This window comes from Sorangium sp. So ce394 (genome assembly GCF_051474665.1).
GTDB classification, from domain to species: domain Bacteria; phylum Myxococcota_A; class Polyangia; order Polyangiales; family Polyangiaceae; genus Sorangium; species Sorangium cellulosum_D.
Window position 1 is genome coordinate 3338126 of record NZ_CP150339.1, and the last position, 24246, is coordinate 3362371.

At 72.6% G+C, this 24246-nt stretch carries 15 protein-coding genes; 10 read left to right on the forward strand and 5 right to left on the reverse strand.

The annotated features are described in order from the left end of the window. Positions 1 to 41 precede the first annotated feature (41 nt). On the forward strand, positions 42 to 1013 hold the full coding sequence (locus WMF33_RS12475; RefSeq protein ID WP_061625409.1) for a glycoside hydrolase family 43 protein: 972 nt from the start codon (positions 42 to 44) through the stop codon (positions 1011 to 1013). Here WMF33_RS12475 and WMF33_RS12480 read toward each other — a convergent pair whose 3' ends face one another. After that, the gene (locus WMF33_RS12480; RefSeq protein WP_437337334.1) at positions 1014 to 4439 is read right to left on the reverse strand and encodes a DNA methyltransferase; all 3426 of its coding nucleotides are present in this window, start codon (positions 4437 to 4439) and stop codon (positions 1014 to 1016) included. 760 nt (positions 4440 to 5199) lie between these two features. Between WMF33_RS12480 and WMF33_RS12485 the strand changes: the two genes are divergently transcribed. The 8 genes from WMF33_RS12485 to WMF33_RS12520 all read left to right on the forward strand — a co-directional run bounded on the left by WMF33_RS12485 (position 5200) and on the right by WMF33_RS12520 (position 14717). After that, positions 5200 to 5568: a response regulator gene (locus tag WMF33_RS12485; RefSeq protein WP_437337335.1), complete on the forward strand. Its 369-nt coding sequence runs from the start codon at positions 5200 to 5202 to the stop codon at positions 5566 to 5568. 181 nt (positions 5569 to 5749) lie between these two features. Then, positions 5750 to 6181, forward strand: coding sequence for a chemotaxis protein CheD (locus WMF33_RS12490; protein WP_437337336.1), 432 nt, complete (start codon positions 5750 to 5752; stop codon positions 6179 to 6181). Between the two features lie 23 nt (positions 6182 to 6204). Continuing rightward, entirely contained in the window at positions 6205 to 7911 is a 1707-nt protein-coding gene (locus tag WMF33_RS12495) for a chemotaxis protein CheA (RefSeq protein ID WP_437337337.1), read from the forward strand. A 55-nt stretch (positions 7912 to 7966) separates the two neighbouring features. Further along, positions 7967 to 8521 carry a chemotaxis protein CheW gene (locus WMF33_RS12500; protein WP_437337338.1) on the forward strand — a complete coding sequence of 185 codons (555 nt, stop codon included), beginning with the start codon at positions 7967 to 7969 and terminating at the stop codon, positions 8519 to 8521. Further along, complete coding sequence (locus WMF33_RS12505; protein ID WP_437337339.1) at positions 8518 to 9513, forward strand: CheR family methyltransferase; 996 nt, start codon at positions 8518 to 8520, stop codon at positions 9511 to 9513. The genes WMF33_RS12500 and WMF33_RS12505 overlap by 4 nt, the downstream gene beginning before the upstream one ends. Continuing rightward, positions 9492 to 11171: a methyl-accepting chemotaxis protein gene (locus WMF33_RS12510; protein ID WP_437337340.1), complete on the forward strand. Its 1680-nt coding sequence runs from the start codon at positions 9492 to 9494 to the stop codon at positions 11169 to 11171. Before WMF33_RS12505 ends, WMF33_RS12510 begins: the two co-directional genes overlap by 22 nt. Before the next feature lie 49 nt (positions 11172 to 11220). Next, positions 11221 to 12378: a CehA/McbA family metallohydrolase gene (locus WMF33_RS12515; protein WP_437337341.1), complete on the forward strand. Its 1158-nt coding sequence runs from the start codon at positions 11221 to 11223 to the stop codon at positions 12376 to 12378. A 260-nt stretch (positions 12379 to 12638) separates the two neighbouring features. Continuing rightward, positions 12639 to 14717 carry a sulfatase-like hydrolase/transferase gene (locus WMF33_RS12520; protein ID WP_437337342.1) on the forward strand — a complete coding sequence of 693 codons (2079 nt, stop codon included), beginning with the start codon at positions 12639 to 12641 and terminating at the stop codon, positions 14715 to 14717. 25 nt (positions 14718 to 14742) lie between these two features. On the opposite strand, the gene WMF33_RS12525 is transcribed toward WMF33_RS12520, so the two are convergent. Further along, a complete protein-coding gene (locus WMF33_RS12525) occupies positions 14743 to 17484 on the reverse strand; it encodes an MXAN_6577-like cysteine-rich protein (protein WP_437337343.1) in 2742 nt (913 codons plus the stop codon). Between the two features lie 331 nt (positions 17485 to 17815). Between WMF33_RS12525 and WMF33_RS12530 the strand changes: the two genes are divergently transcribed. Beyond that, positions 17816 to 20341 carry a DUF3656 domain-containing U32 family peptidase gene (locus WMF33_RS12530; RefSeq protein WP_437337344.1) on the forward strand — a complete coding sequence of 842 codons (2526 nt, stop codon included), beginning with the start codon at positions 17816 to 17818 and terminating at the stop codon, positions 20339 to 20341. A 61-nt stretch (positions 20342 to 20402) separates the two neighbouring features. Here the strand turns inward: WMF33_RS12530 and WMF33_RS12535 are convergent, their stop codons facing one another. The 3 genes from WMF33_RS12535 to WMF33_RS12545 all read right to left on the reverse strand — a co-directional run bounded on the left by WMF33_RS12535 (position 20403) and on the right by WMF33_RS12545 (position 24147). Beyond that, a complete protein-coding gene (locus WMF33_RS12535) occupies positions 20403 to 21494 on the reverse strand; it encodes a hypothetical protein (protein WP_437337345.1) in 1092 nt (363 codons plus the stop codon). 719 nt (positions 21495 to 22213) lie between these two features. Then, positions 22214 to 22711, reverse strand: a complete 498-nt coding sequence (locus tag WMF33_RS12540; RefSeq protein WP_437337346.1) for a VOC family protein — start codon at positions 22709 to 22711, stop codon at positions 22214 to 22216. Positions 22712 to 22848: 137 nt separating this feature from the next. After that, positions 22849 to 24147: a S1 family peptidase gene (locus WMF33_RS12545; protein WP_437337347.1), complete on the reverse strand. Its 1299-nt coding sequence runs from the start codon at positions 24145 to 24147 to the stop codon at positions 22849 to 22851. Positions 24148 to 24246: the final 99 nt, after the last annotated feature.

Sequence of the window (24246 nt, forward strand, 5' to 3'; positions counted from 1 at the left end):
GGCGCGGCTGAGCTGAGCCCCTCACCACCCCACGGAGCGGCATGTCGCGACCGAAGCCCCTGGTCTCCCACATCTACACCGCGGACCCGCGCGCCCACGTCTTCGAGGGCCGCGTGTACATCTACCCGTCGCACGACGTCGACAGCGGCATCCCCGAGAACGACAACGGGGATCACTTCGACATGCGGGACTACCACGTCCTCTCCATGGCGAGCATCCCCGGCGAGGTGACGGACCACGGGGTGGCGCTCGACCTCAAGGACATCCCCTGGGCGGGGCGACAGCTGTGGTCCGGCGACGCGGCGCACAAGGACGGCACCTACTATCTGTATTTCCCGATCAAGGACCGGGACGGCATCTTCCGCATCGGGGTGGCCACCAGCAAGCGGCCGGAGGGGCCGTTCAAGCCGGAGCCTGAGCCGATGCGGGGCAGCTACAGCATCGACTGCTCCACCTTCCAGGACGACGACGGCGCGCACTACATGTACTTCGGCGGCCTCTGGGGCGGGCAGCTGCAACGCTGGCAGAGCGGGAAGTACGACCCCACCGTGCCGCCCGAGCCCACGGAGGCGAAGCCCGCCATCGGCCCGCGCGTGGCGCGCCTCGGCGACGACATGCTCCAGTTCGGCGAGACGCCGCGCGAGATCCGCATCCTGGACGCGAGGGGCGAGCCCCTCCTGCAAACGGACCACGCGCGCCGCTTCTTCGAGGCGGCGTGGATGCACAAGCACGACGGCAAATACTATCTGTCGTACTCCACCGGCGACACGCACCTCCTCGTGTACGCCACGGGCGACAACCCGTACGGCCCCTTCACCTACCAGGGCGTCGTGCTCACCCCGGTGCTGGGGTGGACGACGCACCACTCCATCGTGAACTTCGGCGGCAAGTGGTGGCTCTTCTATCACGACTGCGAGCTCTCCGGCGGCAAGACGCCCCTGCGCAGCGTGAAGGTCGTGGAGCTCACCCACCGGCCGGACGGCTCGATCGTGACGATCGACGGCCGCGCGTAACTACCCCCCATCGGGGGCCTTCTGCCCCGACGCCCGCGGCCGCTTGCCGGGCCCCGGGCCGCGCCGCTCGGCCTCTCCGCGCCGCCGCTCCTCCTCGTCGGCCCGCGCCTCGTTCAGCGCGAAGAGCCGGTCGATCACCCGATCTTCGAAGGCGCCCGCCGCGCTCCGCTCGCCGGGCGTGACCGGCGCGGCGTACGGCGGCACCTCGATGTCGTCGAACCCGTACGCGGCGAGCACGGCGCGGTCCATCTCCTCGTGGAGCCGGCGGAGCTCGACGACGCCAGGCCGCGCGCACGCAGGGTCCTTGAGGAGGTTGTACATCGCGGTCAGGCCCTCTCCCAGCTCGACCATCAGCCGGGCGCGCGCCGTGTAAAGGCGCTCGCCGGCGGTGTCGAGGGGCCCGCCCGCCGCGAGGTGCTCCGGGCGAGGGAAGGGGAACGTCTCCACGCAGTCCGACGGCGCGTACCGCAGGCCCTCTCCCATCGTCGAGGAGAGCAGGCGCGCCCACGACTCGTGGGCTCGCGACTGGAGGACCGCGAAGCGCGCGTAATCGTCGATGGCGAACACGCACAGCTGGTCCGAGAACGTCCGCCCCGCGGGCTGGAACGCGAAGCACAGGTGCTTCGTCACCCGCGCCGCGACGAGGCACCGCGCGAGCGGCGCGACCCTGCGCCGGAGCTCCGGCCGGGGGTTGGCGAACTGCCACCATCGCGCCCGGTGGCCCGCGTCGATCCCGGTGAGCTTCAGGCGATCCCGCGCCGGCTTGACCCGGCTCCGCACGATCGACAGGAGCGCCGGCCACCGCGCCGCGTCATCGAGCCCGCGCTCGCCGAAGTCGATGACGTGGCGGTGCGGGCTGTGCGAAGGCGACGAGTTGACCTCCTCGCCGCCGAGGAAAGGGCGGAGCACCTCGCCGGCCGCCGGGTCGCCCGCGGACAGCGCCCGCGCCTCGCCGTCGGTGAGGACGAAGCCGTCGCCGCGGAGGAAGCAGCCGATGAAGCAGAGATCCCGGCTGGCCTGAAGCGGCCTCGGGTCGGGCCGCTCGGGCATCGCGCGAAGGTGGGAGTTGATGTGGCGGACAGGGACGCCGTCGAGCCGGGGCGGCGGGACCCCGTCGGCCGGCGACATGCCCACGGCGAGGTGCACGACGGCGACGTGGACGGCCGCGTCCCCGGGCCACGGGACGCTGCGCACCGCGTGGTAGATGACCGCCCGCCCCGCCTCGACGAGCGGCTGCAGGCCGGATCGCCGGGTGTCGCCCTGGGCTATCGTGTTCGTGGCGATGAGCCCCACCGTGCCGCGGCCCCCGAGCAGCGCGGCCGCGCGGCGGAAGAAGTGGGCGGCGAGATCGGTGTTCTTCGTGGCGCCGTGCAGCTGCTCGAGCCACGCGGCGTAGACGTCCCCGTGATCCGTCGAGATCCGCTTTCCCCCGAGGAACGGCGGGTTCCCGACGAACGCGTCGAGCCGCGCCGGGCCCGGCGCGCGATCGCCGCCCGGCCCGCCCGGGCGCGCGTCCTGGACGCCCGGCCCGCCCGGGCGCGCGTCCTGGAACACCTCGGGGAACTCCAGCGCCCAGTGGAACGCCGGCAGCGGCGGCGCCCCGCCCGGCGCGCCCTCCCGGAGCGCCCGCTGCATGGTCAGGAGCTCCTCCGGGGGCGGCCCCCCGCCGCGCAGCCACGCGATCGCGAGCCGCGCCCGCCGGTCGCGCTCCCTCAGCCGGTCCCGGTCCTTCTCGTACGCGAAGAACGCCCCCACCACGAGGTCGCCGAGGAGCCGCGCCCGGCCGATCGCCTCGTCCGCCTCCCGCGCGAGCCGCTCCCGGCCGATCGCCTCGTCCGCCTCCCGCGCGAGCCGCTCCCGCCCGCGCGCGGCGCCGCCATCCCCGCCCGGCGGCGGCGCGGCGAGCGCTCGCCGCAGCGCGAGCGCCCGCTCCAGCGCGGCGTCGATCGCGTCGCAGAGCGGCGGCACAGGCGCGGCGGGCTTCCAGTGGAAGCCGCGCAGCTGGGCGAGATCGAGCCCGACCAGCGAGTCGCCGTGGCGGAGGGCGTGATCGACGAACGTGAACGGCTCGTCCCGCGCGCGCGTCACGAGCCAGAGCGACAGCCGCGCCAGGCTCACGGCGAAGGGGTTCTTGTCGGCGCCGTACAGGCAGCGCCGCGCCACGAGCCGCCGCGCCTCGCCCACGGCGTCCTCTCGCCCGCGGGCGAGCCGCTCCGCCGCGGCCGCGTCGCCGGCCGCCGCCTCGCGGGCCCAGGCGGCGACCACCTGGTCGGCCAGGTACCGGCACGCCTCCAGGAGAAAGGCGCCCGACCCCATCGCCGGGTCGCAGATCGCGAGCCCGAGGAGCCGCGCCGACGGCGGCTCCTCGCCCAGCTGCCGGAGCAGGGGCTCGAGCGTCCGGGCGACGATGGGCGCGGACAGGCTCCTCGGGGTGTAATGGGAGCTCGTCCGCCGCCGCTCGGCGCCGGGCTGGAGGAAGAGCCGCCCCGCCGCGAGCACCTCGGTGTCCCTGGCGCGCAGCGGTCCCAGCGCCCCGAGGACCTCGGCCTCGGTCCCGGCGGCGACGAGCGCTTCGCCGAGCCGCTTCGCCTCGCGCCGCGAGAGCCCCGCCCGCTCGGCGAGCCACGCCGCCCGCCGCGCCCTCGGCTGCGCGAGCGCCTCGGCCGCGCTCACCCAGACCCGCTCGGGCCGGAGGCACACCGTCGGCCCGGCGGCGCGCTCGACCCGGTAGCCCATGAGCGCCTCGTAGAGGCCGCCGAGCTGCTCGACGTCGAGCGACCGGTACGACAGCGGCCGCCCGTCGAGCACGAGGAGCCGCTCGAGCACCGCGTGCACCGCGGCGTCGTCCAGAGGCGGCGCGCCGGGCCCCGCCCGCTCCAGGAACGGGTAGCGCTCGGGGTCGAAGAGCTGCCCGCGCCGCGCCGGCAGGGTCAGCTCGGGGCGGCCGAGCCCGTGAAAGACGGCGCGGAACAGCGCGAGGAGCCGCGCCCACGCGCCGGAGCGCCGCCGCATCGCGGCCGGGCGCGCGGCGTGCTCCGCCGCGAGCTCCCGGAACAGCGCGTGCACGCCGAGGTGCGCCGCGTAGCGCGGGTCGTCGACCGGCAGCAGCCCGCGCGCCTCGGCGTGGAGCAGGAACGCGAGCCGGAGGAGCGCGGTGAGCAGCCCGCCGTAGAGGTGCTCCGGGCCGCGAGCGAGCGCGCCCTCGAGCGCGTCCGGCCCGTCGCGCTCGGCCGCCTCTTCGAAGCCGCGGAGCAGGACGCCGAGCGCACCGAAGGCGCGATCCGCGAGCGCGCCCGCGACGTCTGCCTGCTGCGCCCTGCTGTCCCCGTGGACGGGCCGATCCATGCCGAGCGCCCGGAGTGTACGCGAGCGCGCGGCGATCCGCTGCAGGTTCTGCCTCACCCGCTTCTCGAGCGGCCGGACCATCGGCCGAGCTCGAACGGAGCTGTTTCCCACTTCCTCCCGCGCGCCCCCCGGGCGCTTGACGGCCGTCGGCAGAACCCAATAGGGCCTTCATCAAGCTCACCCCTGGCTCCGTGATGGGGGAGAATTCGAACACACAGGATCTGCGCCATCGAGGTGCAGAGTCAGAGGACGCAGAGAGTCTTCGTCCTCTCCCCCGTGTCCGGCGACGCGGGGAGCGGTCGACCAGGTGGACGATGATCTGCCCTCAGCTCGACGCCCGGATGCTCCCGCGGATCGCTCCTGCAGGCAGGCTGCGCGCTCGGGCGCACATCCCTCGCCTCCCTGCCACCTCTCTCCCTACTGCCTCCCTTCCCCCTGTCTTCGACCTCCATGAGCTCCCTGTTGCGGAGCTCGTGCGCCGGTTCCGCGCACACGCGCCGTCGCCGCGGAGACGGCGTATCCGATCGCGCTTGCGCGCTCCAGCTGCGGGTCGACCAGCTCCTGTGCCTGCCCGCTTGAAGGTCACGGGAAGCGACGTCTCGGACCTCATGGAGGCTCCGGCGCGTCGGCAAATCAGCGCGACCAACAGCGACCAGATGCGTACATGTTGAAAATTCTGGGTGGAGCTTCTACAAACCCTCGTGGTAAGGTGTTGCTGCTCAGGGGGGGAACGCCCTGTGCGCAGGTGCTTTACGCAGGTGGAGGAGGGGGAGTCTCCTTACCCTGCGTGAGGGCACGGCCGCGGCCGCTGCCGCTGAATCCGCTCGAGGGGGGTGCAACGGTGCCTCGGAAGAAGATCCTGCTGGTCGACGATTCTCAGACCATCCTGCGCATCGAACAGATGGCGCTGCGCGAGCACTACGACCTCATCACGGCGAACGACGGCGGCCAGGGCGTCGCCGTGGCCATGGAGCAGCGGCCCGATCTCATTCTCCTCGACGTCGTCATGCCGCGCGTGAACGGGTTCGATGCATGCAGGCAGCTGCGCGCGGACGAGGCGACGCGCAGCACGCCGATCCTGCTCGTCACGAGCCGGAGCGATGTCGCGCACATGGAAGAGGGATTCCGGTGCGGCTGCTCCGATTTCGTGACCAAGCCCATCGACACGATGGAGCTCCTGGAAAAGGTCAGGAACTGCCTTGGCGACTGACTCAGCGGTCAGGGCATCCGAGGACGCGCACCGCGCGCCTTCCGGCGACGCCGATCGAGCCGGGCCTCCCCACGACGATGTCGGCGGAGAGGACAGGACGAGGCCGCCTGACTCCACGACACAGTCTCTATCCATCGGGCCGCCCAGCTGGCGCTCGCTGCCGACAAAGTCGCACCACGTCATGCCGGGCCAGCTGTTCGTCTCGCCCGAGCCGACCTCGGTGACCACCATCGTTGGGTCCTGCGTGGCGATCTGCCTCTGGGACCCGACTACCGGCGTCGGCGGGATGAACCATTACGTGCTTCCGGGGTGCCCGAGCGCGGGGATGGCGTCGGTCCGCTTCGCCGATATCGCATGCCAGCGTCTGCTCGAGCAGCTCATGGATCTCGGGGCCTCCAGCCGGGCGCTGCAAGCGCGCGTCGTCGGGGGCGCCTGCCTCATCTCCGCGTTCCGGGAGCGCGGCACCCACCTCGGCGCCCAAAACGTCGATGCGGGCCTCGGGTTCCTGCGCGTGGCGGGGATCCGGATCGCCCAGCTGGATACGGGCGGCAACCGGGGGCGCAAGATCGTCTTCCGGACGCACGACGGCGCCATCTCCATCCAGGCCCTGTGAGCCGCATGGCCCCTGTGAGCCGCATGGCCTCTGTGAGCAGCATGGATAGAGAGCGCGACGAGCTGCTCCACACGTTCATGGCGGAGGCGCACGAGATCCTCGACGAGATCGAGCGCGCGCTGCTGCAGCTCGAGACCGGATCCGACGTCCACGACGTGCTCCAGCGCGTCTTCCGCGCCACCCATACGCTCAAGGGGAGCGCCGGCTCGGTGGGCCTCGGCTGCCTGAGCGATCTCGGGCACGCCGCGGAGGACGTCATCGAGGCGCTCTGCCGCGGAGATCTCCCCCTCACCACGCCTGTCGTCTCGCTGCTGCTCGAGACGGTGGACGCCGCCCGACGGCTCGTCGCCGAGATCGAGAGGGGACAGGTCGAGCGCAGCACCTCGCACGAAGAGGTCATCGCGCGCCTCCAGGAGGCGCGGCGCAGAGGGCCAGAGGCGCTGCAGGGCGCGTGGACGACGGGCGCGCGCCGCGCGACCGAGGACGACGCGGAGGGAGCGACCACCCTCAAGAGCATCCGCGTCGCCGTCGAGAAGCTGGATCGCATGGCGGATCTCATCGGAGAGCTCACCCTCGGTCGGAACAGGATCGCGCGGACGCTCCGCGCGGTCCGCGGGGAGGCCGGCGCCGCGCTGCGCGACCAGATGGAGGAGCAAGATCGGCTTTGCAGAGAGCTGGAGGAGGCGGTGCGCGCGGCGCGCATGGTGCCGGTCGGCCCCTGGTTCCGGCACTACGAGCGCACGGTGCGCGATCTCGCCCACGCGCAGGGCAGGCTGGCGCGCCTCGTCGTCCTGCACGGCGACGTCGAGGTGGATACGGCCGTGGTCGAGCGGTTCCGCGACGCCCTCACGCACCTCCTGCGCAACGCCATCTGTCACGGCATCGAGGCGCCCGAGGCGCGGCGCGCCGCGGGCAAGGACCCCTGCGGCACCATCACCCTGAACGCCGCGCACGAGCGGGGCGGCATCGCGCTCCGGATCTCCGACGACGGCGCCGGCATGAGCCGCGAGCGCATCGCCGCTCGGGTCCGGGCGCTGGGGAGGCACCCCGCGCCCGACGCGCTCCCCGATCACGAGCTCTTCAGCCTCGTGTTCGAGCCCGGGTTCTCGACGGCGGCGGAGTCGTCCCACCTGGCGGGGCGCGGCATGGGCATGGATGTCGTGCGGCGCAGCGTGGAGTCGATCCAGGGCACGATCCGGATCGAGAGCCGCGAAGGGCACGGCACGTCGCTGCTGGTCCAGCTCCCGCTCACGCTGGCCACCATCGAGGGGCTCTCGGTGGGGATCGGCGACGAGCGGTACGTGGTCCCGCTCCGCGCGGTGCTCGCCTGCTGCGATCTGCCGCGCGGCTCGCTCGCGCACGGCGGCGCCCAGGGGCTCATGGTCCGGAGCGGACGCGCGCTGCCGTGCGTCCGCCTCCGGGCGCTCTTCGGGCTCGGCGGAGCTCCCCCGCCGGAGGAGCGCGTCGTCATCGTCGCGCACGGCGGCTCCGAGGCCGGCCTCGTGGTCGACGCCCTCGACGGCGAGGGGCGCACGGTGGTCAAGCCGCTCGGCCAGCTCTTTCGCCGCGTTCCGGGCATCTCCGGCTCGACCATCCTCGGCGACGGCAGCGTGGCGATGATCCTCGACGTCGACGCGCTGCTCGGCGGCGTCCTCCGGGACGTGGGCCAGGCCGACGCCCTCGACGAGCGCAGGGCAGCGCCATCGGCCGCCGGAGGCGCCCCAGCATGATCGGGCGCCCCGGCGCGCAGGGCGCCCGTTTCCCCTCTCTCTCCCTGGAGGCGTCATGATGTCCGACGCATCGAGCCCCGTGTCGCAATATATCTCCTTCATCATCGCGGGGGACGAGTACGCGCTGAACATCGTCCGGGCGCGGGAGATCGTCGAGCACAGCCGCACATCGCGGGTCCCGATGATGCCGGCGTGCGTCGTCGGCGTCATGAACCTCCGGGGCCGCGTCGTGCCGGTCATCGATCTCGCGGTCCAGCTCGGGCTGCCGCCGACGCGGGTGAGCCGGTGGACCTGCGTGCTCATCGTCGAGACCGAGCTCGACGGCGAGAACACCCGCCTCGGCCTGCTCATCGACGGCGTGGGCGACGTGCTCACGCTCTCCGAGGACGAGATCGAGCCCGCGCCGGCCTTCGGCGCGCAGGCGCGCGCGGATCAGCTGCTCGGGCTGGCGAAGGTAGGCCAGAAGCTCGTGCTGCTGCTCGACATCGACCGCATCCTCTCGCCGGCGGAGCTCTTGGCCTCGACGGCGCTCGGCGCCTCGGCCCCCGGGGCCCCGCCGGCGCTCCCAGGCAGCCACGGGGCGCCGGCCGGCGATGGGGACAGGCCATGATCTCGATCGCCGAGCCGAGCCCGCGCACGCTCAGCGACGAGGAGTTCGCGCTGTTCCAGAAGCTCGTCAAGCGCCTCTCGGGCATCGCGCTGGGGCCGCAGAAGAAGCCGCTCCTGCTCTGCCGCCTCGGGCCCCGGCTCCGCGCGCTCGGGCTCCGCAGCTTCGGCGAGTACTACCGCCGCGTGACCGCGGCGGGCGACGAGGGAGAGCTCGTGCACATGCTCGACTGCATCTGCACGAACGAGACCCATTTCTTCCGGGAACGCGAGCAGTTCGAGCTGCTCGAGCGCGAGATCCTCCCGGCGTGGCACGAGGGCGCGGGCCACGGAGCGCCCCCGGCGCGCGGCCGCCGCCCGCTGCGCGCCTGGAGCGCGGCCTGCTCGACCGGGGAAGAGCCCTACTCGATAGCGATGGCGCTGCTCGACAGCCTGCCGTCCCGGGATCGCCGCGACGTGGCGGGACAGACGCCGCCGCGGGCAGGCCGCGCGTCGACGGGCGCTCCGGGGATCTCCATCCTCGCGACGGACCTGTCCTCCCGCGCGCTCGACCAGGCGCAGCGCGCGGTGTGGCCGATCGAGCGGGCCTCGGAGATCCCGGAGGAGCGCCTGCGCACCTATATGCTCCGCGGGACGGGCGCGAGCGCGGGCCTCATGAAGGCCCGGCCGGAGCTGCGCGGGCTCGTCACCTTCCGGCGCTTCAACCTGCTCGACGCGGCGCCCAAGCGGTTCGGTCTGTTCGACCTGATCTTCTGCCGGAACGTCCTCATCTACTTCGACGCCGCGACGAAGGCGTCGATCGTGGCGAGGCTCATCGCCAGCCTCGCGCCGTCAGGATACCTGTTTCTCGGACACGCCGAGGGCCTCCACGGGGCGGACCACCGCGTGCGATGCGTCGCGCCATCCGTTTATCGGCTCCAGCCCCCGGCGGGGCTAGAACGAAGCCGCAACACACATAGCCCGGAGCATGCATCATGCTTGCGCACATCGGAGTAGGCCGGAAGCTCTACCTCGGCTTCGCCGCCATGGTCGTCATCGTCCTCGTACTGGCGGGCATTGCCTACAAGAGGTTCGCGGAGCTCGACGAGGCCCGCTCATGGGACCAGCACACGTATGAGGTAATGCTCTCGACGAGCGAGATCATGGAGTCGCTGCTCGACACCGAGACAGGGGAGCGCGGCTTCGTCATCACCGGGGTGGAGTCCTTCCTGGAGCCGTACCGCAGCGGGCGCGACCGGTTCGACAAGGCCCTGATCCGCGTCCGGGAGCTCACCAGGGACAACCCGCGCCAGCAGATGCGCCTCGACAAGATCGACAAGGAGCACGACGAGTGGCTCTCCTCCGTGCTGGAGCCGACCATCCAGCACCGCCGCAGCGCGGACGAGGCGAAGGTGCCGCCGGATCGCGCCGCGGAGGACGTCAGGCAGGGGCGCGGGAAGGGCCTCATGGACCAGATGCGGGCGACGCTCAAGGAGATCGACGACGAGGAGCTCGCCCTCCTCGCCCAGCGGCAGGCGGCGACGAACGCGCTCGTCCAGACGATGTACGTAACGCTGCAGATAGGAGGTCTGCTCGCGCTCGTCGTCGCCGTCGTGCTCGCCGTCATCTTCAGCCGGATGGTCCTGCTGCCGCTCAACCAGGCGGTGTCGCTCCACCAGCGCATCGCCGGCGGCGACTTCACGGGCGACGTCACGGTGAAGAGCGGCGACGAGTTCGGCCAGATGCTCGGCGCCGTGAAGGCCATGTCGGAGCGCCTGGCGGGCCTCATCGGCGAGGTCCGGAGCGGCGCGGTCTCGGTCTCCTCGGTCTCGGTGCAGCTCTCGGCGACAGCGCAGAGCCTGTCGCAGGGCACCAGCGAGCAGGCGGCGTCCGTGGAGGAGACGATGACCAGCCTGCAGCAGCTGAGCGGCACGATCGCGAAGAACGCCGCCAACTGCAAGCAGGTCGAGGAGACGGCGCACCGGAGGACGAGGGACGCGGAGCAGAGCGGCCTGGCGGTCCGGGAGACGGTCGAGGCGATGAAGGCGATCACCCAGCGGATCGTGATCATCGAGGAGATCGCGTATCAGACGAACCTGCTCGCGCTGAACGCCGCGATCGAGGCGGCGCGCGCGGGCGAGCACGGCAAGGGCTTCGCCGTGGTCGCCACGGAGGTGCGGCGGCTCGCCGAGCGGAGCCGGGACGCGGCGAAGGAGATCGGCTCGTTCGCCGCGTCGAGCATCATGGTCGCGGAGCGCTCGGGGCAGCTCATCGCGGAGCTCGTCCCGTCGATCCGGGAGACCGCGGAGCTGGTGCAGGGCGTCGCCGTGGCCTCGAAGGAGCAGTCGAACGGCGTGGCCCAGATCAGCGGGGCGGTGGAGCTGATAGAACAGGCCACGCAGCGCAACGCGGCGATCGCCGAGGAGCTCGCCAGCACGGCAGCCGAGCTCTCGGCGCAGGCAGAGCAGCTCCAGAACGTGATGGCGTCGTTCCGCCTCTCGCAGGAGAGCGACGGTGACCCGGGCCACAAGCCGTCGGCGCCGGGGCGTCACCCGGACCGCCACGGCGGTAAGGCGCTGTGGAGGCCGCCGCAGAAGGGCCGCCCGGGCGGCGGCGCATCGAGCAACGGGCGCGCGCTGCACGCCACGGGCGATCAGGACTTCGTCTCGTTCTAGCTCCGCCCGACCAAAGCCCGGCCAGGGACCCGTGCTACAATGAGGCCCAATGTCGCGCGGCTCCGACCCGACGCCGAGGATGGCCGACCTGGTGGTGAAGCCCGCCACGGTGAAGCGATGCGCGCGATGGGCCGCGGTGGCGACGGTCGCGGCCGCGCTCGCGGCGGTGCTCGGGCGCGCGGGGACGAGCCAGGACGTGGCTCCGACGGGAGCGCTCGACATCTCGCGGGAGCCGTTGCCCTCGCGGGCGCCGCGCTTCGTCCAGCAGCTGGACGTCAGCGTCTTCCAGCGCGGCAACCTCCATGCGCACTCCGCCCGTTCCGACGGTGACAGCCCGGCGCAGCTCGTGTTCGCCTGGTATCGCGACCACGGCTACCAGTTCCTCGCGCTGACGGATCACAACAACTACCTCGACGTGACGCGCCCTCCTGCCTCGCAGGTGCAGGATTTCCTGGTCATCCCCGGCGAGGAGGTGACGATGGCCGCCGCCGGGCAGCCGGTGCACGTCAACGCGCTCTGCACGAAGCGGCGGATCGGCGGCGGGACCTTCCGCACCGCGCGGGCCGCGCTCGCCTGGGCGACGTCGGAGATCCTGGCGCAGGGGGGCGTGGCGCTCGTGAATCACCCGAACTTCCACTGGGCCGTCGAGGCCGAAGACATCGCGGGGGCCGAGGGCGCCCAGCTCGTCGAGATCTTCAGCGGTCATCCGCACGTGCGGAGCGACGGCGACGCCACCCACACCTCCGCGGAAGAGAAGTGGGAGCAGGCGCTGTCGTCCGGCCAGCCGATCGCCGCGGTCGCGGTCGACGACATGCACTCGCTCGCCGGCGCGGACAAGCACGTGCCTCAGGTGGGACCTGGCACCGGGTGGGTCGAGGTGTTCGCCGAGGAGACGTCGCAGGCGGCGATCTGCGCTGCCCTGGGCGCGGGTCGGCTCTACGCCTCGTCGGGGCCCAGGCTCACGCGCCTCGTCGTCGCGTCGGACACGGTCACGCTCTGGGTCGAGCCCCCCGACGTCATGGTCGAGTTCCTCGATCGGTGGGGCGTGCTGCTCGAGGCCACGCCGGCGACGGCCGAGGCCGAGATGTCAGGCGCGGCCTACCGCGCGAGCTATCGGCTCCGCGGCCCCGAACAGTACGTGCGCGCGCGCCTGACGGCGCCCGACGGGTCCCGCGCCTGGACGCAGGCTTACTGGGTCGCGCGCTGACCTCGGCGCGCGGCGGCCCGGGGGCGCGCCGAACAGCGCAGCGCGGCGCGCGCGACCGCCGGGCGACCGGGCGGCACCGTGGAGAGCAGGGAGAGCGCGCGCGGCCCCACGAGGCGACGCCGCTTGATGAACCCGGCGCCGTTTCCTACGCTCGCGACGGCGTGCCTCGGACATCACTACACGCCGCTCAGCGCTGGATTCTGCGGCTCGCCCGGGTTCCCGCGGGGCGCAGGCGATCGCGCGACGAGCTCGCGCGGTGCGTGTCGGCGGGCGTCGCGGTCGGGCTCGGCGCGGTGGCGGCCGATACCGCCGTGCGCCACGACATCGCCAGCGTCGCGCTGGCTGGGCACCTCAGGGCCGCCGTGGGCCTCTACGTCGCCGTCGGCGCGGGCCTGGGGCTGGCCGCCTGGGCGCTCGTCACCCTCGTGCGCCTGCTCGCGACGCCGCTCGAGCGGCGGGCGCCCCGGGCCGCCGAGGTCGCGCGGGCGGCGGCCTACGGGTCGATCGCGGTCGCGGCGCTCTCGAGCACCGTCTTCTGGGTGTTCTCCGGGCGCCTCGCGCACGCCGGCGCGCTGGGCACCCTCGGCCCCTACCTCGCGCTGACCGCCGTCGGCCTGGCCGCGTCCACGGTCGCGCTCGTCCACGGCCGCGCCCTGCGCGCGGCGGACGCCGGGCGCGCGGGCGGGTCCGCGGTGGCGGCGGCGACGGCGGCCGCGCTCGCGATCCTCGGGGGCGCGCTCGTGATCGTGGACCTCACCGTGCTCGTGGCCATCTACAGGCGCGTGCACACGGCCCTCGAGCTTTGCGGGGCGGCGCTGCTCGGGTGCGCCTGCTTCGCCGGGCTGACGCTCGCCGCGCGGCGCGCGCGGGCGCGGGCCGCGATCCGGGCGGTCGCCGTGGCCGCCGCGGTGTGGGTGCTCTTCCTCGCGTCGTCGCCCAGGCTGCGAGGCTGGCATCAGGAGGTGCTGGCGCACACGGGCCGAGACCCCGTCTACGTCGGGAGGATGCTGCGCCGCATCGAGCTGGCGCAGGCCATCCTGCGCGGCGAGGACGTCGCCGGGATGCGCGCCAGCCGTGTGGAGGCGCTGCGCGAGCGGTACGACGTCGACCAGCCGACGCGCGACCCCCGCTGGGACGCGGGCTGGAGCGATCGGCCGGGCGCGGGCGCGGCCGGCTCGGGGGGACGCGCGCTCGCGGCCGACTTCAACGTCCTCGTCTATTACGTGGACAGCCTCCGCAGCGACGTCGCTTACGACGAGGAGGTGATGCCGAACGCCGCCGCGCTGTCGCGCCAGGCGGTCCGATTCGAGCGCGCGTACTCGACGGGCTCCGACACGCTGCGCGCGCTGCCCGGGCTGCTCGGCGGCAGCTACGACGGCCTGGCGCGCAGCCCGGGCAGCCTGCTGGACCTGGCCAAGCGCCTGGAGATCCCGACCACCCTGTTCATCCCCGCCTCGGCGGCCGACTTCATCTCCCTGCTCCTGCCGACGTTCGCGTTCGATGAGACGTATCGCCTGCCCGACCACGCCCGCGGGGGGGTCTGGGGCTACGGCGCCGACCAGCCGACGGCGGGGTCGATGGTGGATCAAGCCCTGTCCTGGCTCGCCCAGCGCGGCTCGCGGCGGTTCTTCGCGTGGCTCTTCAACTTCGATGTCCACAACTGGCACGAGCTCGATGGCACGTACGTCGAGGGCGCCGCCGAGCGCTACCACGTGCCCGCCGAGGGCCGCTGGAACTGGCGCTACCGGGTGGTGGCGCGGAGCCTGGACGAGCACCTCGGGCGGCTGCTCCGCGGCCTAGAGGAGCTCGATCTCGCCGACCGCACCCTCGTGCTCTTCGTGTCCGACCACGGCGAGGCGCTCGGTTACCGCGGGTTCTGGCCGCACTCGACCTTCCTGTGGGAGTCGCTCTTGCGGGTGCCGCTGGTCCTGCGCGTCCCCGGCATCCCACCCATGGTCGTCGAGGAGCGCGTCTCGCTCATCGACGTGGCGCCGACCATCGCCCGGCTGCTCATCCCCGATCCGCCCATGAACGGATACCACGGCGAGGATCTGCTCGGTTTCCTCGATCCCGAGCCTCCCCCGCGCCGGCTGCCGTTGCTCGCGACGGCGGTCTCGGACCAGCAGATCGCGCGGGTGGGCATCCTCGATGGGCGCTACAAGCTCGTCTTGCCGTTCGAGTGGGGCGCCCCCGAGCTGTACGATGTGACCGCGGCGGATCCGGACGAGGTGGACGTCTCCGCGGCTCACCCCCGCGAGGCGCTGCGGCTGATGGGCGCGCTCCTGCGATCCCCCGTGTTCCTGGCCGCGGAGGCCGAGCTGGAGCGGGCGAGGAGGTGAGCGCCGCCGCGCGGCGCTGCGCGGATCAAAGCTCTATGTTGAGCTCGTAATGCCCGTATTCCATGTATCCGTCGATCACGATGACGACGGTCTGCCCTGCTTCGAGCGACACCTTGAGCTCCGACACGGGCTCGAACCAGTCCTCGCTCGCCACGTCGTCGTTGCAGGCGAGCTCCTCGCCCCCGCAGCTCCCGTCGAAGACGGCGAGGACCGTGTCGAACTCCGAGCCGAAGGTGTCGATCGTGTAGGTCCCCGCCTCGGGCGCGGTGAACGAATAGGCCACGTCGGGCGCGTCCGAGCCGCCGCAGCTCGCCGCCGCGACGTCGCGGCCCCCCTCGGTCGTCCCCGCCGCGCTCAGGGGGACGGAGGGCTCCAGCGCGGCGGGCGCCGCGCACGTGCCGGGGCCGTCGAACTGGCTCACGGTGAGCGCGTAGTCGCCGCCCTCGCCGCTCGCCTCGACGCTGATCAAGATCGTCTGGCCGGCGTCGAGCCGCACGATGGCGCTCGAGCTCCGCCCGGCGCTCTCGCAGGCGATCTCGTCGCCACCGCACCCGCCGTCGCGCACGGACAGGACCGTCTCGGCCGTGGAGCCGGCGGTGTCGATGTCGTAATACCCCTCCGCCGGCGCGGTGAAGGCGTACGTCGCCTCGCCGCCGGCGCCGGCGCCGCACGCGGGCGTCAGGATATCGGCATAGCCCTCGTTGTTGCCGGTGACCGTCTGAGGGACCGAATCGCCGAGATCGAAGAGCGGGCAGGGCGGCGCCTCCTGCTGGGTGACGCTCAGCGTGTACTCGCCGCTCGCCTCGTAGCTGTCCACGGACACGACCACCGACTGACCGGCGTTGAGGAGCACGCTCAGCCGCGAGTGGGTGAGGACCCCCGTGGGATCGGCGTTGTCGTTGCACTTGAGCGAGGGGCCGGCGCACGAGCCGTCCCGCACGTCGAGGAGCGTGTCGAACGTCGAGCCCTCCGTATCGAAGGTATAGAGAGCGTAGGCCGGGGCGGTGAACAGGTAGGTGGCCTCAGGGCCCCCGAAGTAGCCGCATCCGGGCGCGAGGATGTCGCTGAAGTCGGCGGTCGTGCCCGTGACCGTCTGCGGCGCCGTCGCGCCGAGATCGATGATGGGACACGCGAGCTCGGTGATCTCGAGCGCGTAGTCGCCCGCCTCTCCATAGCTGTCGAGCAGGATGACCGCGGTGTCGCCGGACGCGAGCGGGACCGCGGCCCGCGCGGGCTGCGACGTGCCGTCGAGGCACGTGACGACCTCGCCCGCGCACCCGTCGCGGCGCACCTCCAGGAGGGCGGGGAAGCTCGAGCCCGTCGCGTCGAACATGTACACGCCGTCGCGCGGCGCGGTGAAGCCGAACGTCGCCTCGCCGCCGCTCGGGGCCGAGAAGCACGGCGCGAGCACGTTGGGGAGCTCCTCGTTGTTCCCGGTCACCGTCTGCGGGACCGTCGAGCCGAGATCCACCCCCGGGCACGCCGGGGCCTCGAACACGTCCAGCGTGAACTCGCGCATGGCGGTGACCGGGCTCGCCACGGCGACGAGCACCGTCTTCCCAGCCTCGAGCTCCGCGACCGCGACCGACTCGCCGAAGCCGAACTGGCATTGGAGCGAATCGCCGGTGCAGGTGCCGCCGTCGAGGACCTCGACGAGCAGCTCGGACACGGCGGCGCGCGCGCTGAAGACGTACAGGCCCGTCTCGGGGGCCGTGAAGGTGTAGGTGGCGTCCAGGCTCGAGGTGTAGTCGCAGGTGGCGAGCACCGAGTCCTCGAGCCCCACCGTCGAGCCCACCACCGTCTGCGGGACGATCGGCTCGAGCGCGGTCGGCGTGCACTGGACCGGCCCCGGCTCGCCCACGCGCAGCGTGAAGTCGCCCTCCGCGCCGCTCACCACCACGAGGATGCGCTCGCCCTCGGCGAGATCGACGGCGATCTGCGACTGGACGCTGCCCGCGTCGTCGTTGCAGGTCAGCTCGACGCACGTGTCCGCCCGCAGCGCTCCGAGCGCGGTGTCGTGCGAGGCCTCGAAGGTGTCGAACAGGTAGGTCCCCGTGCGCGGCGCGGTGAACAGGAACGTCTGATCGGCCGCGCCCGACCCCGCGCAGCTCAGCGAGCGGCTGTCGTCGGCGCCGAGCGTGGTGCCGCTCACCCGCTGGGGGACCTCGGAGCCGATGTCCTGGGACGGCTCGGCGCTGCACCCGCAGGCGCCGCCCTCGCACGGCCGGCCGGGGTCGCAGGCGCGATCGCACTGGCCGCAATGCAGCGGATCCGCGGTGAGGTCGACGCAGGCGCCGGCGCAGTCGGTGAGGCCCTCCAGGCAGGTCCGCCGGCACAGGGCGTCGACGCACGCCCGGCCCGGCTCGCAGGCCGAGCCGCATTGGCCGCAATGGCTCGGGTCGGTGCGCGTGTCGACGCATTCCCCGTCGCAGCGCTGCATGGCGCGGTCGCCGCCGCACGCCGGCCCGCTGCCGCCCACGCCCGCGGAGCCGCTGCCTGAGCCCCCGCCGCCGTCGCCCCGGGCCTCGCACGCGCCGGCCACGCACGCCTCATCGACCGAGCACGCCACGCCGCACGCGCCGCAGTTCGAGCGGTCGGACCGCAGCGCCACGCAGACCCCGTCGCAGGCAAAATACGGAGCATCGCAGAGGGCCGCCGGCGGGCTCACGTCGCCGGCGCACGCGGAGGTCGCCGCGAGGAGCGCGGCTGGCAGCCAGAGCACGGCCCGCGAGAGCGCGTACCCGAAGCGAAATCCGTCTCTGGTCATCGGCATCCCTCTGCGGCATGCGCTGCCCTGGCGCATGGGCGGGCGGGAAATGCAAGGATGAAGAAAAGATTCTGAGTTCTCTCTTCCTCTGTGTCCTCTGTGCCTCTGTGGTTCATTCTCTCGGGGTTTCAACCCGTTCGGTGTCCTGGCCGATCGTGCCCCACCTCGGGAAGGCAGGTCAAGGCGCTCCGGCGCGCCCGAGCCCGCCGGAGAAGGCGCTTTCCTGCTCTCTTCGCCGTCGCGCGCGCGACGGCGAGCCGGCTCATCGGTTCTTCGGGCGGCCGCTCGTGCGAGAGGGACAACCGCGCCGCCCCTTGCTAGAACGCCGCGGATGATGCGGCCTGCGCGCCCTGAAGTCCTCGCCCCGGCCGGTGATCGCGCCGCCCTCGAAGCCGCCGTGCGCGGCGGGGCCGATGCCGTCTACTTCGGCCTCCGGGGGGGCGCCGCGGGCGGCGGCGCGGCCTCGCCCTTCAACGCCCGCGCCCGCGCCGCGAACTTCGACGCGGCGGAGCTCGCGGAGACGATGCGCTTCCTCCACGCCCACGGCGTGAAGGGCTACGTCACCCTGAACACGCTCGTGTTCGACGACGAGCTCCCGGCGGTCCGCGGCGCGATCGAGGCGTGCGCCGCGGCCGGCGTCGACGCGGTCATCGTGCAGGACCTCGGGGTGATGCGCCTCGTGCGCGCGCTCGCGCCCGGGCTCCCGATCCACGCCTCCACGCAGATGACCTGCACCGACGCGGCCGGCGTCGAGCTCGCGCGATCGCTCGGCGCCGCGCGGGTCATCCTGGCGCGGGAGCTCTCGCTCGACGACATCGCCGCCATCCGTCGGGCGACCGACGTCGAGCTCGAGGTCTTCGTGCACGGGGCGCTCTGCATCGCCTACTCGGGGCAGTGCCTGACGAGCGAGGCCATCGGCGGTCGCAGCGCCAACCGCGGCGCCTGCGCCCAGGCCTGCCGCCTGCCGTACCGCCTCGTCGTCGACGGCGCGCTCCGCGACCTCGGCGACGCGGCCTACCTGCTCTCGCCGGAGGATCTCGACGCCACCGACGTCATCCCGGACCTCGTCGCGCTCGGCGTCGCCTCGGTGAAGATCGAGGGGCGCCTCAAGGGCCCCGAGTACGTGGGCGCCACCGCGCGGCTGTACCGCGCCGCCATCGACGCCGCGCTCGGCGACGGGCCCGGCCCCGGCGCGCTCGACCGGGAGGCGGCGCTCCAGGCGTTCTCGCGCGGCTCGGGGCCCGGCTTCCTGCGCGGCGTCGACCACCAGCGCCTCGTCGACGGCCGCACCTGCGATCACCGCGGCGTCGAGGTCGGCGAGGCGCGCGGCGCCTCGCGCCGGCGCGGCCACGAGGTCGTGGTCGTGCGCGCCGCCCGGCCGCTCGCGCGCGGCGAGGGGATCCTCGTGGAGGGCGGCTTCGCCGGCGAGGGCGAGATCGGCGGTCGCATCTGGGGCCTGTGGGCCGACGGCCGCGAGGTCGAGCGCGCGCCGGCGGGCGGCGACGTCGAGGTGTGGCTCGGCCCGGACAAGCGCCTGCCCGACGACGTGCTGCGCGGCGCGCGGACGCTGCGCGGGCGCCGGGTCTTCCGCACGAGCGACCCTGCCGGCGCGCGCGCGGTCCGCGAGGCGCTCGAGCGCGCCCCGCGCCGCGTGGCGCTCGACGTCCGCCTGGAGGGCCGCCTCGGCGAGCGCCCGCGGCTCTCGGCGGCGGCCGAGGGCGGCGCGTCGGCCGCCGTCGAGGTCGACGCCCCGCTCGGCCGCGCCGATCGGTCGCCGCTCGACGAGGCCACGCTGCGCCGGCAGCTCGATCGGCTGGGCGACACGCCGTTCGTCCTGCGCGGCGTCGCGCTGTCGCTCGACGGGCCGGCGCTCGTGCCGCCGTCGGCGCTGAACCGCGCCCGCCGGGCGCTCGTCGCGGCGCTCCTCGAGGCGTCGCACCGCCCGCACGCGTGCGCTCCGCCGCCGGACGAGGGGCTGCTCGCCGGCGCCGTCCCCCCGGAGATCGAGCCGCCGCCTCCCGGCCTGTTCGTGCTGTGCCGCAACGCGCGTCAGGCGCGCGCGGCGCTCGACGCCGGCGCGAGCGGCGTCTACCTCGATTTCCTGGAGATGGTCGGCCTCGGTGCCGCGGCGCGCGAGCTCATCGCGGCGGGGGCCTGGGTGGCGGTCGCGCCGCCGCGGATCCGCAAGCCGGGCGAGGAGAAGATCGACCGGTACCTCCTCTCGCTCGGGCCGGCGGCGATCCTGGTCCGCAGCCTCGGCGCGCTGCTCGACGCCCCGGCGGGCGCGCCGCGGATCGGCGATTTCTCGCTGAACGTCACGAACAAGCTGGCGGCGCGCGAGGTCCTCTCGCGCGGGCTCGCGGCGTTCACGCCGTCGTTCGACCTCGACGCCGCGCAGCTCGTCGCGCTGCTCGACTCGCCGTTCGCGCCGTTCGCCGAGGTGGTGGTGCACCACCCGATGCCGCTGTTCCACATGGAGCACTGCGTGATCGCGGCCGCGCTCTCGGAGGGGAAGGATCATCGCACCTGCGGGAGGCCGTGCGAGGAGCACGCGCTGTCGCTGCGGGATCGGGCGGGGATGGATCACCCGCTCGAGGCGGACGTGGGGTGTCGGAACACGGTGTTTCACGCGGCGCCCCAGAGCGCGGCGCACCTCGTGCCGAAGCTCGCGAAGGGCGGCGTGCGGCGGTTCCGGATCGAGCTCGTGCGCGAGGACGCGGAGGGGGCGCGGCGGGTGGTGGAGGCGTACCGGCGGCTGCTCGCCGGGGAGGTGGCGCCCGCGGAGGTCGCGCGCGGGCTGCGGGTCGAGGGCAGCTATGGAGTCGTGCGGGGGTCGCTGCGGGTGCTGCAGGCGTGAGCGGGGGCGGGGGTGACTTGGATGGCGGGGGAGCGGGCGCTCCAGCACCTTCAACGCGAGGTCATTCCCAGTTCTTGCGCTGGGGATTCTCCCAAGGCTGCTTGCACAACACGCAATCATCGCCGAAGAAATGGTCTCGCGCGCCCATGTCGTTGTAGATCCAGTAGCGCATCCACGCGACGATCGCGGGCCGCTCTTCGCCGCCGCCGTCCCTCTCGATGTATTGATGAGGCGCGCCCGTCAGCGTTGCCAGGAATGTCGGCACTTCGGACATGTCGTAGGTGGCCTGCTGGAGGGGCATGCCGACAGTATCCTGGGTGCCAGTCGTCTGCAGCATCGTGCCGTGGAGGTCGGCCGAGGCCCTGTGGCCGTGGATCGAGACGACAGTGGCCACCGCCTCGTGACCGCCGAGTTGCACGGCCGAGGTGCCGCCGACCGAGAAGCCCATCGAGACCGCGTGATCGACGTAGAGCTTGCCCTGGTATTTGCCTGGCGCGTCGTTCTGCTCCAGGATCCAGTTGAGACCATCCTCCATCTTCTTGCGATTGCCCTCGTCGCCGGGGCCGCCATTGAGGACGGGGGACCCGACGACCACGAAACCGTGAGAAGCAAAGTTCGTCAGCATGGTCGTGTGCACCGCCACCTGCTGGCCGATGCCGGGGCCGAAAATGATCGGAGCATGCAAGAAGCCGTCCGTACCCAAGGGTTCGGGCCTAAACACCGTATAGGCTCCGTTCGGCCCCACGTTCCGCTCCACGACTGTATCGAAGGGGCCCTCGTCCGAGTAATCGGCGATCGGCGGCAGGGTGGGACCGCCCATCCCTCCCGCGCCGCCGCCTCCCGCCTCGCCGCTCATCCCTCCTGCGCCGCCGCCCATCCCTCCTGCGCCGCCGCCCATCCCTCCTGCGCCGCCGCCCATCCCTCCTGCGCCGCCGCCACTCCCCGAGCCGTTTCCGCTCCCCGCGCCGCTCCCGGTGGTAACGCCGAGATCGCCGCCCGCGCCGGTCGAACCGGCGCTACCTTGCCCTGAGCCGCCTTGGCCGCTCGCCTGGTCGCCGCACGCCGCGATGGGCATACAAACTGCTATCGCTATCGATGACATCAGCGACAGCGACGCAAGGCGCACACCCGTGAAAGCACTGATGGACTTCATATGGATACATTGCCCTCCATGTCCGGCCGTGTCACGTATCGAAAAATTACGGTAGAGGTCCATCAACCCTTCACCACCCCTACCGGGCAGCTCGCGCCGGTCCCGCTGAGCCCGCAGTAGCCTCGCCACCTTGCATACCGCGGTCAGCTCGGCTGTTATCGAGCGCAGTACTTGATCGACAGGAGGCCCTCGGCGATCCGGTTCTTTGATGACTCGTTCTTCTGACTCCGGAACTCCGCGCCAGCTTCGAAACTGCTGCCGCAGGAGCGGCGCGCACGAACATGATCCGTGATCTCTTCATCGCCGTCACGCGTACGCCGTCATTCCGGGCAGCCGCCGAGTAGGTTGACCCCGCGGGCGAATGGCCTCATTCGCTCGCGGGGCTGGCGATCGAGCCTAGGTGGTTGCCAGACGTTCCGCACGTGGAGCGCGCCCTGATGTCATCCAAGCCGAACCCAGCTTTTGTGAACGTTCACATGGCGGGCGTCAATCGAAAACTGACGCGCGGCGACGGCCGGCGCGCGCGAGGTCCGCGTCGAGCGGGGAACGGAGCTGGTGAGGGAGCTCCGGCCTCGGGCGCTGCACGGAGAAGGCGCCGTGCCATGGGCCCGCGGGCTGCGGGTGCGGTCAGCGGGTCGAGGGCAGCTATGGAGTCGTGCGGGGGTCGCTGCGGGTGCTGCAGGCGTGAGCGGGGGAGGGGAGCGAGGTCGCGGGCCTCGTCACGCCTGCTCGGGCACGCCTCCCCGGACGGGAGGCAGCGGCAGCGTGACGCCCTCGGACAGGTTGCCCTTGCCGGGGACGTGGTTGATCTCGAGCCGGATGCCGTCCGGATCCTCGAACAGGATCGAGTAGTAGCCGGACGCCCACGCGCCCTCCTCGGGCGCGTGCACGAGCGTGCCGCCGAGCGCGGCCAGCGTGCCCTCGAAGAACCGGTGGAACGCGTCGATGTCCTCGCGGCTGCGGGCGCGGAAGCACAGGTGGTGCAGGCCGGGCTTGTACTGGTGAAAGCGGGCGCCCGCGTGCTCCGGGTTCACGGGGCGGATCAGCAGGCCGGTCTTTCCGCCGATGTAATAGAGCATGGGCCGCTCGCCCTCGCTGCCCGGATCGTCGTACTGGCACTGCATCTCGAAGTGCTCGCACAGCGCGCGGTAGAACGCGCGGCTGCGCGGGAAGTCGGTGACCGAGAGCTGGATATGGGCGATTCCGGCGAGGTTCATGGCGAACACGGTAGCCCAGAACCGACCGCCGGGGGGCATGCCGCCGCGCGCGCCGCGGCGAAGGCATGGCTGCCTTCGGCCGCGCGCGCGGCGGCGCGCCCGGGGTGAGGCGCGCTGGCCGCTCCGCGCGCTCGCTCCTACAAGCGCTCGATGAGGAAGCTCCGGGTCTTGTTGTCGAAGTTGTGGGTGGCGAGGTTCGTCACGTCCGTCGTGAAGACGCGCGACTCGGCCGAGTATCGCCAGAGCCCGTCGTAGAGCGTCAGGCTGAAGCCGGAGGGGACGCGGACGGAGCTGACCCTCTGGTCCCATGGGGTGCTTAAAAAGTGGGAGGAGCCGATGCCGTACACGACCGAGGCGCCCGAGAGCCCGGCGTTCTCGTACAAGGTGACCACGTCCAGCTGCGGGTCCGAGGCGTTCGCGACGACGATGCTCGAGATGGTGTTGTCGAAGCCCGCGGCCGCCAGATTCGTGTCCGAGGTGAAGACGCGCGCCTCGCCCCCGCGGTCGGGGTGCATGAAGACCGTGACCCGGAGCCCGGCGGGGACCTTGATGGCGCTCGCGCGGTTGTCTCCGATGATCGTCGCGTCCGTGAGGTCGTGGCGGCCGAGCCCGAAGCCCTGCGAGATGCCGGAGAAGTTCGAGAGATCGTAGAGCACCACCTGGCCGCTGGGGTGGACGGTGGGGCCGCCGGCGATCGTGGCGTCGATCCACGCGCGGTGGCGCGCGACGTCGACGCCGAGCTGCCTCGCGTGCAGGTTCGTGCCGTCCTGCCCGTTCACGGCCGAAAACACGGCGACCTGACGCCCGTCGACGAACCACGGGCCGCCGGAGTCGCCGTTCCAGCCCGAGCCCGTCACGCCGGTCGCCAGGAGCTCCTCGTCGGAGTACCAGCTGTCGATGTGGATGGTCGCCTTCTTGAGCGACGGCGCCATCACCAGCGGCGTGCCCTCGCTCCCCCAGCCGTAGGCCGTCGCGTCCCTGCCGGTCGCGACCGACGTCGCCTCGGCCAGCTGGACGAACGGTCCAGCGGCGGCCTCGGTCAGGTGGAGCAGCACGATGTCGGCCCTGGCCGAGGGCACCTCGACGGCGTCGACCGCGATGCGCTGGCCCTGGAGGTACGTGTTGCTGCCGACGCGCACCGCCGACGTCTCGCCCTCGTCCGCGATGCAGTGCTGCGCGGTGAGCACCCAGCGCGGCGCGACGAGGGTGCCGGTGCACTGGAAGAAGTCGCCCGTGCTCCCGCGCACGTCGAAGACCTGGACGGCCCAAGGGCTCGCCTCGGCGACCTGGCCGCCGACGATCTCGGACGACTGCGACTCGAGCGCCTCGAGCGGCTCGTCCGACGCGCCATCCATCGCGCAGCCCGCGGAGAGGGCGAGCGCGGCGCCTGCGCACGCCGCGAGACCAAGCTGATGACCAAGTTCTCTCTTCTTCATTCTACCTCTACATCATGATTATTATGATGATGTTCAGACGATCGTTCGCGCCGAGGGAGTCCGCCTCCGCCAGGCGGCTGCCAGCGCGATCGAGGTCAA

Coding starts and splice junctions, on each gene's coding strand:
- WMF33_RS12545 (WP_437337347.1), bottom strand. CDS start 24,147: ATGAAGAAGAGAGAACTTGGTCATCAGCTTGGTCTCGCGGCGTGCGCA.
- WMF33_RS12525 (WP_437337343.1), bottom strand. CDS start 17,484: ATGACCAGAGACGGATTTCGCTTCGGGTACGCGCTCTCGCGGGCCGTG.
- WMF33_RS12500 (WP_437337338.1), top strand. CDS start 7,967: ATGATGTCCGACGCATCGAGCCCCGTGTCGCAATATATCTCCTTCATC.
- WMF33_RS12505 (WP_437337339.1), top strand. CDS start 8,518: ATGATCTCGATCGCCGAGCCGAGCCCGCGCACGCTCAGCGACGAGGAG.
- WMF33_RS12540 (WP_437337346.1), bottom strand. CDS start 22,711: ATGAACCTCGCCGGAATCGCCCATATCCAGCTCTCGGTCACCGACTTC.
- WMF33_RS12510 (WP_437337340.1), top strand. CDS start 9,492: ATGCTTGCGCACATCGGAGTAGGCCGGAAGCTCTACCTCGGCTTCGCC.
- WMF33_RS12495 (WP_437337337.1), top strand. CDS start 6,205: ATGGCCTCTGTGAGCAGCATGGATAGAGAGCGCGACGAGCTGCTCCAC.
- WMF33_RS12480 (WP_437337334.1), bottom strand. CDS start 4,439: ATGGTCCGGCCGCTCGAGAAGCGGGTGAGGCAGAACCTGCAGCGGATC.
- WMF33_RS12475 (WP_061625409.1), top strand. CDS start 42: ATGTCGCGACCGAAGCCCCTGGTCTCCCACATCTACACCGCGGACCCG.
- WMF33_RS12535 (WP_437337345.1), bottom strand. CDS start 21,494: ATGAAGTCCATCAGTGCTTTCACGGGTGTGCGCCTTGCGTCGCTGTCG.
- WMF33_RS12530 (WP_437337344.1), top strand. CDS start 17,816: ATGATGCGGCCTGCGCGCCCTGAAGTCCTCGCCCCGGCCGGTGATCGC.
- WMF33_RS12490 (WP_437337336.1), top strand. CDS start 5,750: ATGCCGGGCCAGCTGTTCGTCTCGCCCGAGCCGACCTCGGTGACCACC.
- WMF33_RS12515 (WP_437337341.1), top strand. CDS start 11,221: ATGTCGCGCGGCTCCGACCCGACGCCGAGGATGGCCGACCTGGTGGTG.